Origin of the sequence: Bacillus sp. DHT2, assembly GCF_026241455.1 — a bacterium.
Lineage (GTDB): Bacteria > Bacillota > Bacilli > Bacillales > Bacillaceae_G > Bacillus_A > Bacillus_A pseudomycoides.
The window spans coordinates 97,697-111,660 of the sequence record NZ_JAPHWH010000005.1 but is presented as its reverse complement, the minus strand read 5'-3'; the positions used below and the strand labels follow the sequence as shown (position 1 = coordinate 111,660).

General features: G+C 35.9%; 18 protein-coding genes. 15 read left to right on the top strand and 3 right to left on the bottom strand.

All coding sequences use genetic code 11. From position 1 onward, the window contains the following. The first annotated feature begins 27 nt into the window (after positions 1 to 27). Both ORL93_RS14035 and ORL93_RS14030 read left to right on the top strand, forming a co-directional pair. Entirely contained in the window at positions 28 to 615 is a 588-nt protein-coding gene (locus ORL93_RS14035) for a prolyl hydroxylase family protein (RefSeq protein WP_006096209.1), read from the top strand. A 428-nt stretch (positions 616 to 1,043) separates the two neighbouring features. Further along, complete coding sequence (locus tag ORL93_RS14030; RefSeq protein ID WP_265959146.1) at positions 1,044 to 2,243, top strand: class I SAM-dependent rRNA methyltransferase; 1,200 nt, start codon at positions 1,044 to 1,046, stop codon at positions 2,241 to 2,243. Between the two features lie 93 nt (positions 2,244 to 2,336). On the opposite strand, the gene ORL93_RS14025 is transcribed toward ORL93_RS14030, so the two are convergent. Both ORL93_RS14025 and ORL93_RS14020 read right to left on the bottom strand, forming a co-directional pair. After that, positions 2,337 to 2,531 (bottom strand): YwbE family protein, encoded by a 195-nt coding sequence (locus ORL93_RS14025; RefSeq protein WP_035431676.1) that lies wholly within the window; start codon positions 2,529 to 2,531, stop codon positions 2,337 to 2,339. Further along, positions 2,532 to 2,705, bottom strand: a complete 174-nt coding sequence (locus tag ORL93_RS14020) for a hypothetical protein (protein WP_006096212.1) — start codon at positions 2,703 to 2,705, stop codon at positions 2,532 to 2,534. It lies immediately after the preceding gene. A gap of 169 nt (positions 2,706 to 2,874) precedes the next feature. On the opposite strand from ORL93_RS14020, the gene ORL93_RS14015 reads away from it, so the two are divergent. From ORL93_RS14015 to ORL93_RS13980, 8 genes are all read left to right on the top strand, one after another. Then, complete coding sequence (locus ORL93_RS14015; RefSeq protein ID WP_097795355.1) at positions 2,875 to 3,567, top strand: response regulator transcription factor; 693 nt, start codon at positions 2,875 to 2,877, stop codon at positions 3,565 to 3,567. 1 nt (position 3,568) lies between these two features. Next, positions 3,569 to 4,504, top strand: a complete 936-nt coding sequence (locus tag ORL93_RS14010; RefSeq protein ID WP_097795356.1) for a sensor histidine kinase — start codon at positions 3,569 to 3,571, stop codon at positions 4,502 to 4,504. 254 nt (positions 4,505 to 4,758) lie between these two features. Next, on the top strand, positions 4,759 to 5,682 hold the full coding sequence (locus ORL93_RS14005; protein WP_026008453.1) for an ABC transporter ATP-binding protein: 924 nt from the start codon (positions 4,759 to 4,761) through the stop codon (positions 5,680 to 5,682). Beyond that, positions 5,675 to 6,358: an ABC transporter permease gene (locus ORL93_RS14000; RefSeq protein WP_098160688.1), complete on the top strand. Its 684-nt coding sequence runs from the start codon at positions 5,675 to 5,677 to the stop codon at positions 6,356 to 6,358. The genes ORL93_RS14005 and ORL93_RS14000 overlap by 8 nt, the downstream gene beginning before the upstream one ends. Before the next feature lie 94 nt (positions 6,359 to 6,452). Continuing rightward, a complete protein-coding gene (locus ORL93_RS13995) occupies positions 6,453 to 7,157 on the top strand; it encodes an ABC transporter permease (RefSeq protein WP_033797318.1) in 705 nt (234 codons plus the stop codon). Between the two features lie 55 nt (positions 7,158 to 7,212). Next, entirely contained in the window at positions 7,213 to 7,554 is a 342-nt protein-coding gene (locus tag ORL93_RS13990; protein WP_265959145.1) for a DUF4097 family beta strand repeat-containing protein, read from the top strand. A 23-nt stretch (positions 7,555 to 7,577) separates the two neighbouring features. Then, positions 7,578 to 7,934: a hypothetical protein gene (locus ORL93_RS13985; RefSeq protein WP_078211640.1), complete on the top strand. Its 357-nt coding sequence runs from the start codon at positions 7,578 to 7,580 to the stop codon at positions 7,932 to 7,934. 54 nt (positions 7,935 to 7,988) lie between these two features. Continuing rightward, a complete protein-coding gene (locus ORL93_RS13980; RefSeq protein WP_265959144.1) occupies positions 7,989 to 8,681 on the top strand; it encodes an ABC transporter permease in 693 nt (230 codons plus the stop codon). Positions 8,682 to 8,747: 66 nt separating this feature from the next. Here the strand turns inward: ORL93_RS13980 and ORL93_RS13975 are convergent, their stop codons facing one another. Then, a complete protein-coding gene (locus ORL93_RS13975; protein WP_097795360.1) occupies positions 8,748 to 9,251 on the bottom strand; it encodes a DinB family protein in 504 nt (167 codons plus the stop codon). 122 nt (positions 9,252 to 9,373) lie between these two features. Here ORL93_RS13975 and ORL93_RS13970 point away from each other — a divergent pair, with 122 nt between their 5' ends. The 5 genes from ORL93_RS13970 to etfB all read left to right on the top strand — a co-directional run bounded on the left by ORL93_RS13970 (position 9,374) and on the right by etfB (position 13,951). Next, positions 9,374 to 9,676: an RNA polymerase sigma factor gene (locus ORL93_RS13970; protein WP_224795977.1), complete on the top strand. Its 303-nt coding sequence runs from the start codon at positions 9,374 to 9,376 to the stop codon at positions 9,674 to 9,676. Between the two features lie 245 nt (positions 9,677 to 9,921). After that, positions 9,922 to 11,607: a long-chain-fatty-acid--CoA ligase gene (locus ORL93_RS13965; protein ID WP_141556354.1), complete on the top strand. Its 1,686-nt coding sequence runs from the start codon at positions 9,922 to 9,924 to the stop codon at positions 11,605 to 11,607. Between the two features lie 115 nt (positions 11,608 to 11,722). Further along, positions 11,723 to 12,310, top strand: a complete 588-nt coding sequence (locus ORL93_RS13960; RefSeq protein ID WP_018764425.1) for a fatty acid metabolism transcriptional regulator FadR — start codon at positions 11,723 to 11,725, stop codon at positions 12,308 to 12,310. An 11-nt stretch (positions 12,311 to 12,321) separates the two neighbouring features. Beyond that, the gene (locus ORL93_RS13955) at positions 12,322 to 13,098 is read left to right on the top strand and encodes an enoyl-CoA hydratase (RefSeq protein ID WP_097795363.1); all 777 of its coding nucleotides are present in this window, start codon (positions 12,322 to 12,324) and stop codon (positions 13,096 to 13,098) included. Positions 13,099 to 13,177: 79 nt separating this feature from the next. Beyond that, positions 13,178 to 13,951, top strand: coding sequence for an electron transfer flavoprotein subunit beta (gene etfB / locus ORL93_RS13950; RefSeq protein ID WP_018764423.1), 774 nt, complete (start codon positions 13,178 to 13,180; stop codon positions 13,949 to 13,951). Positions 13,952 to 13,964 lie beyond the last annotated feature (13 nt).

Here is a 13,964-nt window from a genome sequence, read left to right as displayed (position 1 = left end):
AATAAAGTTTGAGGAGGAATATACCTTATGAATAAAAAGCCAATTGTTCTCCATGATGAGCCTTTTGTAGCCCAGTATGAACAAATAATTACACCAGCAGAATGCCAAGAGTTAATCGAACTATCTAAAAAGCACATCCAACCCGCACAAGCCTATGGACATACAGGGGAACGGAAATCAGATTTCACTTGGCTTCCACACTATTCACATGGACTTGTTAGTCAAGTATCTGAACTTATTGCTACTGCTATGCCCTTGCCGCTTAATCACGCTGAGCCATTACAAGCAGCGAGATATGAAGTTGGGGGGAAATTTGATGCTCATATTGATTGTTATGGTACCTGGCACGAAGATGGGAGGAACCGAGTTGAACAAGGGGGACAACGACTTTATACAGCTATTCTTTATTTGAATACAGTTAATGCAGGTGGAGAAACTTTTTTTCCCTCTCTGAATCTTACAGTTACTCCAAGCGAAGGGAAATTATTAGTTTTTGAAAATTGTAAAAGAGGGACAAATGAACCACATCCCCTTTCATTGCATGAAGGTTGTGCGGTACATGAAGGAGAAAAATGGATTGCTACATTATGGTTTCGTGAAAAACCACAATATTAAAAATCTATTATTTGGTTTTTGAGAGAAATGAAAGTTTTTGTTTATTCTTGTTTATGTACAGGGTTTTTCCGTTGGACAGTGCTCTAAGACTGATCTTTAGATAAGAGTCTCATCTTTTACATCGTATAAAGTGAAACTTTAATCAGTGGGGATTTTCTTCATCCTCCACTGATTATTGGCCCTCACCAATCGGGCTTTTACGGGCAGTTGATCTCCCACCTAACTTCTTTGCTTTTGCCGAATTTTGAGATGGGAGTCTTACTGCCCGCAAATAGCGGGATAAATATATAACAGTCGTTCTAGGCAACGAGCTGGTTGTACTCGCAAAGCAATAATATGGTATAGTGAAACGAGGCTGTTTTTTCAGTCTCGTTTTTTAAATGCTTCCTATAGAATAGAAAGCATTCAAATGGAAAGGAAGACATTACATGCGATCAGAAGTAACTGTAAAGATAAAACCGAAATTTATAAAAGAAATTAAAAGTGGCTATCCACTTATTTTAAAAGATGCAATTCAAAACTTAAATGATATACGTGAAGAGGGGGCAATCATCAAAATTGTTGATGAGAAGAACCAATTTCTTGGTAAAGGATATTACGGAAAGCAAAATAAAGGATATGGCTGGATTTTAACAAGAAAAGAGCAGGAGCACATTGACCAAGCTTTCTTTGAAAGAAAAATCAAATCAGCGTTACATAAGAGAAAAGGTTTTTACAAATCGAATGACACGACTGCATTCCGCACTGTAAATGGTGAAGGTGATGGCCTTGGTGGTTTAATCATCGATTATTACGATGGCTATTATGTAATTAGCTGGTATAGTGAAGGGATTTATTCTTTTAAAGATGAAATCATTGGGGCTCTTCAAAAAGTAGCAAACTTTAAAGGAATCTACCAGAAGAAGCGTTTTGATACAAAAGGAAAGTATATGGAAGACGATGATTTTGTTGCTGGAGAGCGCGGCGAGTTCCCAATCATCGTGAAAGAGAACGGTGTAAACTTTGCCGTGTATTTAAATGATGGTGCGATGGTTGGCGTATTCTTAGATCAGCGTAACGTTCGAAAACAAATTCGTGACACGTACGCAAAGGGGAAAACAGTGTTAAATATGTTCTCTTACACAGGTGCTTTTTCTGTATTCGCAGCACTTGGCGGAGCGACAAAAACAACAAGTGTTGATCTTGCGAATCGTAGTTTAAGTAAAACAATTGAACAATTTAGCGTGAACGGTATTGACTACGAAGCGCAAGATATTATCGTAGAAGATGTATTCCATTATTTTAAATACGCGGCGAAAAAACAAATGAAATTTGATATGGTTGTACTAGATCCACCAAGCTTTGCACGATCTAAAAAATATACATTTAGTGCAGCAAAAGACTATAAAAATCTATTAAAAGAAACAATCTCCATTACAGAAAACAACGGTATTATCGTTGCTTCTACAAACTGCAGTACATTTGATATGAAAAAATTTAAAGGCTTTATTGATACAGCGTTCAAAGAAATGAATGGCAAATATAAAATATTAGAAGAACATTCTTTGCCAGAAGATTTCCGTACGATTGACCAATTTAAAGAAGGCGACTATTTAAAGGTTGTTTTTATTGAAAAAATTAAAGGATAATTAAAACATATCAGCATTTTGACAAAGGATATCGACTTACAGATAAAAAACGATATAAGAAAAGGAGCTCAATTTCAAAATGAGCTCCTTTTTCTATTGAACAATATGCTGCACTCTGCCAACTTGTCCGTCTTGTAAGCGCACTTTAATGCCGTGTGGGTGAGATGGTGAGTTTGTTAAAATATCCTTTACAATCCCTCGTGTTAGCTTTCCAGTGCGTTGATCTTGTTTTAACACAATATCAACTTCAAGACCTGGTGAAATGTTAGCTCGTTTTTGCCCGTTCATTTACACACCTGTACGTCTACGTTGGTTGTTCGTTTTCTTCGTTTGTTGGTTTTGTAGTTTTTTCGTTGCTTGACTTTGATTTGCAGTATTTGCTCCGTTTCCATTTCCTTGCTTTTTCTTTGCAAGTTGTTCGCGCATTAAATCAGCTAAGCTTACTTTTTTATTTTCTGACATGGTAAAACTCCTTTATATTAGGTTAATTGTAAACAATAGTTGTGAGTTCCATCATAACATTGTTATGAAAAGAAATGAAGTCGGATTGAATTTTCATATAATTCTTTTCACCTTTATTGACTTCAGTTACAATTAAATTGTTAATGTTTGTAAAAAAGGGGGTAGAAGCATGTCACATCGTATTTTGTTAGTGGAAGATGATAGCTCTATTCAAGAAATGGTCGAGAAATATTTAACTAAAGAGGACTTTCAAATAACAATTGCATCTGATGGAGAAGAAGGAGTTCTCACATTTCTAAAAGGCTCATTTGATTTAATCATTCTCGATATCATGATGCCAAAGCTAGACGGATTAGAAGTTGTGAGAATCATTCGCGAAAAAAGTGCTGTGCCGATTTTAATGATGTCCGCAAAAGATACGGATGTGGATAAGGCGGTCGGTTTAGGACTTGGAGCAGATGACTACATCTGTAAACCATTTTCTATGATTGAACTGGCAGCTCGGGTAAAGGCAAGCATTCGAAGATCTACAAAGTATTCAGCCACGGAGCAGAAAGAAGAAACGATTGAGATTGGTGATTTAAAAATTGATCTGATTAATTTCACTGTGCAAAAAAAAGAAAAACAGCTAAAACTGACTTTGAAAGAATTTGAGATTTTAAAACTATTTGTGAAGAATCAAAATCGTGTATTTACAAAAGCACAAATCTATAACCTGATTTGGAATGAAGAATATTATGGTGATGATAACGTGATTAATGTTCACATGAGACGGTTGCGTGAAAAGATTGAAGATGATCCTTCTAATCCAGAATATATTAAAACATTATGGGGCATTGGCTATAAGTTGGAAGTGATGTAGTATGATCTCTATTTTAACGATCGTTATCTTCATATTATTAGGTGTTATTTATTTTCAATATAGAATACAGAAAAGTAAAAGTGCAAATGTACGCTATACATATGAAAAGTTACAGGATATTGTAAAGCAGCAAACAGGTGAGAAATTATTAGTTGTGACGGATGATAAAGAACTGCAAAAATTATTAGTAGCAATTAATCATTTATTAGATGCGAAACAAAAAACGAATGCTGATCATGCGAAGGTTGAAATTTCGATGAGAAAGATGCTTTCTAACATTTCACATGACTTAAAAACACCGCTCACTGTTATTCTTGGGTATACAGAAATGTTAAATGTGGATAAAACGATAAGTAAAGAAGAACGACAAGTATTGCTAGAAAAGGTACATTTGAAAACTTTGGAAGTAATGGAACTTATTCATAAATTTTTTGATTTGGCGAAATTAGAATCTGGAGATAAAGCAGTCGAAATGACAAAGGTGAATATGAATGAAGTATGCCGAGAAAAGATTTTAACGTTTTATGATTTAGTAACGACCAAAGGATTTGAGGTGCATATTGATATACCGGAGAAAAATGTATATGCACTTGGAAATACAGAAGTATTGGGTAGGGTGTTGAATAATTTAATATCCAATGCAATTGCGTATGGATATGATGGGAAAACACTTGGTATTACATTAAGAGATGATGATAAGTGCGTGTATGTTGATGTGTGGGACCGTGGTAAAGGAATTGATGAATCGCATATTGATAAAGTATTTGAACGCATGTATACGTTAGAAGATTCAAGGAACCGATTGTATCAAGGCAGCGGTCTTGGGCTTACGATTACAAAACGACTTGTGGAAGCGTTAGGAGGAGAAATTCATCTTTCTAGTACGCCATATAAGAAAACGGTATTTACAATTGTACTGAAAAAAATAGAGTTTTAGCTTGTAGAAAAGAGTATTCTACAAGCTTTTTTTTGAACGTAAGGAATTTGTAAGGAATGGGTAAGAAAAAAGAGATTTTCATTGTCTATGATATAAAGTGAAACTTCCATTAGTGGGGAGGCTTTATCCCCCACTGATGGTTAGTTGAACCAATCGGGCATTTACGGGCAGTTTTATCTTCCTTCGAGTTAGGGGAATCTTACTGCCCGTTAATGCGGGGGAAGTATGAAGTGGAAGCGAAAGGGGAAAATGATATGTCCTATGTATTAAAAACAAATCAGTTAACAAAAGTATTTGAGGGGAAAGAAGTAATTTCTGGGGTTAATATGCATGTGAAAAAAGGGGAGATCTACGGTTTTTTAGGGCCAAACGGTGCTGGTAAAACAACGATTATGAAGATGATTACAAATTTAATAAAACCAACGAGTGGGGATATTGAAATTTTCGGTGAGAAATTAACAGATACATCTTATGATGTGTTAAAACGTATGGGAACAATTATTGAATACCCTATTTTTTATGACAAGTTAACAGCTAAGGAAAATTTATATCTTCATTGCGAATATATGGGTTACTACGACAAGAAGGGGATCCAGCATGCATTAGACCTTGTCAATTTACATAACGTGGAGAATAAAAAGGTAAAAGATTTTTCATTAGGGATGAAACAAAGGTTAGGAATTGCCAGAGCGATTCTGACAAAGCCAGAGCTATTAATTTTAGATGAACCAATTAATGGTTTAGATCCAATTGGGATTAGAGAATTGCGTGATCTATTTAAAATGCTTTGTAAAGAATATGGAATTACTTTATTAGTATCTAGTCATATTTTAGGTGAAATGGAGCAAATGGCAGATACAATAGGGGTTATTCAAAATGGGAAATTGATAAAAGAAGTTTCAATGAACAGTATTAATGGTAAGCAAACGGAGTATATTGAAATTCACGTTCAAGATGTAAAACGAGCAGCGTATGTTTTAGAAAACAAACTACGTATAACAAATTACAAAATTCTGAGTGAGAATATCATTCGCGTGTACGAAATGACAGAGACGCAACAAGCGATTTCTAAAGCGCTCATCATGAATGACGTAGAAATTGAAAGTATAAACAAAAAGCATAGTTCATTAGAAGAATATTTCTTGAATCTCGTGAATGGAGAGGGGATCCATGCTTAATTTAATGAGACTTGAGCTTATGAAATTTAAGTTGTGGCCGGTTATTAGAGGCGCACTCATCGCAATTTGTATTCTTTCTATATGTATTTCGTTGATATTATGGGATGAAGCAGGAGTATATGGATATAATCAAACGTTTGCAATAATTGACACGTTTTCACGAGGAGTGTTTATGATTTTCGGAGCAAGTCTAATTGCGAGATTTATTATTCAAGAGTTTCAAGAAAAGACGATGACAGTGATGTTTATGTATCCAATCAATCGTAAAAAGATGATGTTTGCAAAAATGTTTATTATCATTTGTTTTACTCTTTGCTTTATTGTGATTTCAGCTATTATCATTTTTAGCGTTGTTTATGTATTCAATTTGTATAAGCCAATTATTACAGGAACATTAACCGTATCAATCTTACTCCAAAATGCATTAAAGCTATTCATGAATGCATTAGCAGCAACGGGAATTAGTTTAATCCCAATATACTTTGGAATGAGAAAATATTCTGTGCGTACAACGTTTGTATCAGCGATAGTGATTGTAGCTATGTTAAATTCAGGTAGGGGGACTGAAAGTACATTGTTCGATTTTGTTGCTATTCCCATTATATTAGCTTGTATTGGTTTGTTGATTGCCTATATGGCAATAAGAAAGATTGAACAGGTAGATTTGTTTAAATAGGCGAGTTTAAAGAATAGGAAATAGAAGATAGAAACGAAAAAGTATAACCCATTAGAAACATATTTTTAAAATCTAATGATTAGAGGAGAACAACATGCTTAAACTTATGAAACTAGAATGGAAAAAACATCGCTTATCTCGTTATTTTAAAGGAGTAGCAATTTGCATTGTAGCAATTTTCGTTGCTGTCGGTCTTATGGCATGGGGTTCTAGAGCTGAGAGTGAGCAAATGTTTCTAGATTATGCAGGATTTATGTCTTTAACAAATATTTTTATTAGAACAACATTTATGATTTTTTCAGCTGTCATTTTATCACGTTTAGTAATTGATGAATACAAAAGTAAAACGATGCAATTATTGTTTACCTATCCGTTACAACGAAAAAAACTCATGCAAGCGAAGTTAGCAATTGTTTTTGGATTTTGTTTTTGCAGCATAATCATTGCTACTTTTATCATCAATATGTTAATTTTCTTCTTAAATCCAATAATAGGATTCTTTGAAACACCTGTTAGTGTAGGTGAAATCATTGCTACAGTTCCAGCTACTTTTATTAGCGCATTTATGATGGCTGGAGTAAGTCTCATTCCTTTATATTTTGGCATGAGAAAAAAATCAACTCCTACAACGATTACCTCGTCTATATTAATAGGATTATTGATTAACTCCACTGTTTCTAATGGGGGAGGACAGCTTAGTTTGTTTGACTTCATTATAGTACCGATTGTGCTCTGTCTATTAGGTCTTGCAATTGGCTACCTTTCTTATCATAAAGTGGATAAAATAGATGTGGCTTAAATAAAAATACAATCTTGAATGAGATGTGGGCTTAAAATGAACTGGGGAATAAAACATGAAGAAAACGATATTAGCGTCTATTTTAATAATTGTAGTTGCAGGAGTAGTTTTTAGTCTCAAGGAAGTAGGGACAAAGAGTTTTGAAAAAGAAAATTTTTTTGCAGTAGATAGTGTAGAAGAAATAGAAATAAATAACGAAAATTGGGATGTTGCGTTCAAAAGTGCGGAATCAAGCAAAGTAACAATCGCAGTTGAGGGAAAACAGGAAGATAAGAAGAATGATCCTGTAACAATGAAGAAGGATGGAAAGAAAATTGTAGTGAATCAGAAAGAGCGAAAGGAAGGTTTTGCGGGAGGATTCAGTTTTGGAAAGAAAGGTACTATATATATCAAATAATAATCAGAAGAGGTGAATATATCATGCAGAAAAAACCAACTCGTTCCGTCAGTGACGTATTTGCTATGCTGTTTTTTTACTGTACGACGGGACTATTAAGCGTTATTGTTGTTCCAGTTTTGGCAACGATTGCGTACGGTTTCGGTTTTTGCACTGTACTTATATTTATTGCAGGTATTATTCGTTCCCTTGGAGCTACATGGGTACAAATGGATATTGGCCCTGGTTTATCAATCCCTCAGGAGTGGAGCATGGTTTTGGCTCTGGGCATAGGTGGAATCGTGGGAAGTATCGCCTATTTTAGTTGGAAGTATCTCCGTATTTATTTGAATTTTCTATCTAGAAGTTATCGTAAAGTATTACCAGTGAATAAACAATAAAATCGAGCAGGAGGATTTATTTAATAAAACATATGAACTAGGGAGGGAAATAACATGCTGCAACTAATAAAGCTAGAAATAAAGAAAAGTAAGCTCGGCTGGTATATAAAAGGTGCGATTATCGCAAATATAGTGATGGTTGCGATGTTGTTTTTTGTAAGCTATGTGTCACAAATTGAAGGGGATGTAGAATTAGGAAACCCTCAAGGTATTCTTTTAATGGCGAGTGCAATGGTAAGAGGGACGTTTATTGTCTTTGCAGGAGTATTAATTGCGAAATTAGTAATTGAAGAATATAAAAATAAAACAATATTGCTCATGTTTTCGTATCCGATTAATCGAAAAAAAATCATTGCAAGTAAGTTATTAATTACCGCAATACTAACATTCATAACAATCTTATTATCTAACATTTTTATAGTAGGTGTCTTCTTTACAGTAAATAGCTATATTTTAGTTATTCCGAATACAATAACGATAGATGAGTTGATTCAAGAAGGTATAAAAGTGATTCCTTTTTCCATTGCAGCCGCAGGAGCAGGGTTAATTCCATTGTATTTTGGTATGCGTAAATATTCTGTTCCAACGACGATTGTTTCTTCCTTAATTGTTGTGATGATTGCATGTCAAAGTCAGCCAGAGTTCTCATTAGCAACCTTTTTTCCACTTCAATTAGCCCTTGCGGCTATTGGCATTATGATTGCTTATTATGGAATTCGAAATATTGAGAATGAAGATGCGCTGTAAAGTTTCACATGAAACAAGTTACATAAAAAAGACAAGGTGCTGAATCACCTTGTCTTTTTTATGTCATTACATTTTCGGAGCTTCCATCCCAGCAGCTGTCCACTCTTCCTTAGCTGGCCCATAAATACCTGGAACCTTTAATCCAGCTTGGCGCATTAAAACAGTCATTTGACCGCGGTGATGGTTTTGATGGTTAATGAGAGTCATTAAAAATATAGAATTCGGCATTGGGCGTCCAAAGAAGTCATTGATTGTTGCTAAATCTTTATCAGTCCACTGTGTTTGAAGTGCTTCCACAAAATCCGTATTTACTTTACGGTAACCTTCCGCAATCATCTTCGCGGAAGTTGGAACAGGATAATCTTTTGTTTCGCCCTCAAATTGCAAGCCTGTCCCTGATAGCATCACAGGAATCGCAGTGACGATATGCCAAGCAACTCTACCTAAAGTCCAATGACCAGGTGCAATCTCTTGGGTCAACGATTCATCTGTTAATGCATCCAATACCTTTTGCGTAGAATCAGCCTCGTATTTCCACGTTTTTAGAAAGCCTTCAATTGTTTGATACATGCTATCCCTCCTATGGTTACATTCATATGGTAAATTCGTGAAAGGAGGAGGTTTTTCCTTTCACGAATTAGTTATATTGTTAACATAAGATGAAAGCATCCAAAACGGGGGAATTTAAAGTATTGAGTGTAAAAGAACCAGCATATTTTAAAACGTGGATTACGAAAATATTAATTAATAAGTGTAACGATATGGTACAGAAAAATAAAGTTTTATATGTGGAAGATTACGGAGAAGTGGGTAGTGGGCACGCAGTAAAAGAAAATATGGAACAAAAGCTAGAATTTGAAAATATGCTTAGTCATTTAAGTTTAGAGTATCGACTCGTGATTGTACTCTACTATGTGAATAAATTCAAAACAAAGGAAATTGCGGAGATTTTAAATGAAAAAGAAGGAACTATAAAATCAAGACAAAAGATATAAGCCGAAAGAGAAAAAAGTTGTATGTAATAAATATTAGAATGTACATCTTGGCTCCTCCTATACAATTAGAATAGATGCAAAAGATCTTGTAGGAGGGCTAGTACATATATGAGGTTATAAATGAATAGTTACACAAGAGTCAGAATATTATGATTGTAACACGATTATGGCTATAATATAATGAAAATAATCATCATGAATGGACATTCATTTTATTTGTGTAAGAACAGGAAGGAGGAATGGGAATGGAGAAACCTTGGTTACAAAATTATCCAAAGGAAATTCCGCATACAATTTCTAATGATATGCAGCCGCTCCATGTATATTTACAGCAGATGTCTTCTCGGTACCCAGAAAAGAAAGCGCTTCATTTTTTAGGGAAAGATATTACATTTGCAGTGTTAGAGCGTAAGGTGAGACAATTTGCAAATTACCTTAAAAGGCTTGGTGTGAAAAAAGGTGACCGAGTTGCGATTATGTTACCAAATTGTCCGCAAGCTGTGATTGGATATTATGGTACGTTACTTGTAGGTGGTATAGTGGTACAAACAAATCCCCTTTATACAGAGAGGGAGTTAGAATATCAGCTCCATGATTCCGGGGCGAAAGTTATTCTTTGTGTTGACCTAGTTTTTCCGAAAGTCACCAATGTTCAATCTGCTACAAAGGTGGAGCACGTTATTGTAACCCGCATTGCTGACTTTTTGCCATTTCCAAAAAATTTACTCTATCCAGTTGTACAAAAGAAGCAAAGCAACCTGGTTGTAACAGTAACGGAAAGTGATACGATTCATGTTTGGAAATCGGTAGAAAAAGAAAGTGATGAAATGGTAGAAGTGCCGTGTGATCCTGAAAATGATTTAGCACTCTTACAATATACTGGAGGTACGACAGGTTTTCCGAAAGGAGTTATGTTAACACACAAAAACCTTGTATCGAATACACTAATGGGTGTGCATTGGCTATATAACTGTACAGAGGGAGAGGAAGTCATTCTCGGTGTTCTTCCATTTTTTCATGTGTATGGAATGACTGCTGTAATGAATTTGGCTATTATGCAAGGGTATAAAATGGTATTGATTCCGAAGTTTGATATGAAAATGGTGTTTGAAGCGATTAAAAAACATAAAGTTACACTATTTCCAGGAGCTCCAACAATTTATATTGCCCTTTTAAATAGTCCTCTACTTCGGGAATATGATATTTCTTCGATTCGGGCTTGTATTAGTGGCTCTGCCCCACTTCCAGTAGAGGTACAAGAGAAATTTGAAAAGATTACAGGCGGTAAGCTGGTAGAAGGATATGGACTCACAGAATCATCTCCAGTTACACACGGCAATTTTTTATGGGAAAAACGTGTGCCGGGAAGTATTGGTGTTCCGTGGCCAGATACAGATGCACGCATTATGTCACTTGAAACAGGAGAATATTTGCCACCCGGTGAGATTGGTGAAATTGTAGTGAAGGGCCCGCAAGTGATGAAAGGATACTGGAATAAGCCTGAGGAAACAGCAGCGGTATTACAGGACGGGTGGTTACACACAGGTGATATTGGGTATATGGATGAAGATGGTTTTTTCTATGTGAAAGATCGCAAGAAAGACATGATTGTTGCCAGCGGATTCAATGTTTATCCGCGCGAAGTGGAAGAAGTATTATATGAGCATGAAAAAGTGCAGGAAGTGGTTACGATTGGTGTTCCAGATCCGTATCGCGGGGAGACTGTGAAAGCTTTTGTTGTGCTAAAAGAAGGAGAAGTTTGTTCTGAAGAAGAGTTAGATCAATTTGCTCGTAAATATTTGGCTGCTTATAAAGTCCCAAAAGTATATGAGTTTCGGAGCGAGTTACCAAAAACAACAGTAGGGAAGATTTTACGACGTGTCCTTATAGATGAAGAACAGAAGAAGAAAGAGGATGAGAAGACGGGCTAAGGGCCCTTTCTTTTTGAAAATATAGGATATAGGATTGACATTTTTTTAAATAGTCAGTATTATATGAAATATGAATGACTACTCATTCAGTCATCTTCTTGAAGGGGACAGTAAAGTGAAAAAAAATCGACCAAAATATAACCAAATTATTGATGCAGCGGTTATTGTAATTGCAGAAAATGGATACCATCAAGCGCAAGTTTCTAAAATTGCAAAGCAAGCTGGTGTTGCTGATGGAACTATTTATTTATATTTTAAAAATAAAGAAGATATATTAATATCCTTATTCCAAGAGAAGATGGGAGAATTTATAGAAAAAATTCGCCAAAAAACAGCAGGAATTGAAAGCGCTGTAGCGAAGTTATTTATGTTGGTAGAAACGCACTTCTTGCTGTTGTCACAAAATGATCCTCTTGCTATTGTCACGCAACTAGAGCTTCGTCAATCCAACCAAGAGTTACGCCTCAAAATAAATGAAGTATTAAAAGGATACTTACAAGTTATCGATGAGATTTTGGAAACAGGTATAAGACAAGGAGAATTCCAAGCGGATTTAAATGTTCGCGTAGCAAGACAAATGATCTTCGGAACAGTAGATGAAGTTGTGACCAATTGGGTAATGAGCGATCATAAATATGATTTGGTCGCACTTTCAAAAACGGTACATGGGCTGCTTATTTCAGCTTGTGGTTATCGTCAATAATGGGAGGGATCATGTTGAAATTCCTATCTGTAACAGTAGAAGACCATATTGCGGTGGCAACGTTAAATCATCCGCCAGCTAATGCGATGTCTTCACAAGTTATGCATGACGTTACTGAGCTAATTGATCAAGTCGAAAAGGATGAAAATATCCGCGTTGTTGTTCTTCATGGTGAAGGCCGCTTCTTTTCAGCAGGAGCAGATATTAAAGAGTTTACTTCTGTTGAGGAAGCGAAACAGGCAACAGAGTTGGCACAGCTTGGACAAGTTACGTTTGAGCGTGTCGAAAAGTGCTCAAAACCAATCATTGCGGCAATTCATGGAGCGGCACTTGGCGGTGGCCTTGAATTCGCTATGTCTTGCCACATGCGCTTTGCAACTGAAAGTGCAAAGCTTGGTTTACCAGAGCTAACGCTTGGACTTATTCCTGGCTTTGCAGGTACACAGCGTTTGCCACGCTATGTTGGTAAAGCGAAGGCTTGTGAAATGATGCTAACAAGTACACCAATTACAGGTGCACAGGCATTAGAATGGGGACTTGTTAACGGCGTGTTCTCAGAAGAAACACTTTTAGAAGAGACTCTCAAAATCGCAAAACAAATTGCTGGCAAAAGCCCAGCGACAACTCGTGCTGTGTTAGAGCTATTACAAACAACAAAATCATCTCATTATTATGAAGGTGTACAGCGTGAGGCACGAATATTTGGTGAAGTGTTTACGGGTGAAGATGGAAGAGAAGGTGTAGCGGCATTTTTAGAAAAACGCAAACCTTCATTTAGTGGTAGGTAGTTCAAATTATTTTTTTAATATAAATTACCAGAATATTAAAATTGATAGAATCTTTCTGAAAAACAAGGGGGTAAATGGAATGAACATCTACGTACTCATGAAACGAACATTTGATACAGAAGAAAAAATCGTAATTAAAAACGGTGCAATTTATGATGGCGAAGCGGAATTCATCATCAACCCTTACGATGAATATGCGATTGAAGAAGCAATTCAAGTAAGAGATGCACAAGGCGGTGAAATTACGGTTGTAACAGTTGGCGGAGAAGATAGTGAAAAAGAACTTCGCACTGCGCTAGCGATGGGCTGTGATAAAGCGGTATTAATCAATATTGAAGATGATGTTGAGAATGGTGACCAATTTACAACAGCGAAAGTGCTTGCTGAATATTTAAAAGATAAAGAAGTAGATTTAATTTTAGGTGGAAACGTAGCGATTGATGGTGCGTCTGGACAAGTTGGACCACGCGTAGCGGAAGCGCTAAATATTCCATATGTAACAACAATTACGAAGCTTGAAATTAATGGCACAAGCGTGAAAATTGAGCGCGATGTCGAAGGTGATACTGAAGTGATTGAAACATCACTACCACTTTTAGCAACAGCGCAACAAGGTTTAAATGAACCGCGTTATCCATCGCTTCCAGGTATTATGAAAGCGAAGAAAAAACCGCTTGAAGAACTAGAATTAGATGATTTAGATTTAGAGGAAGATGATGTGGAAGCAAAAACAAAAACAATCGAAATCTATTTACCTCCTAAGAAAGATGCAGGAAAAGTGTTACAAGGCGAGCTGCAAGATCAAGTAAAAGAACTTGTATCGTTGCTCCATACAGAAGCGAAAGTAATCTAATAAAATACGAAAT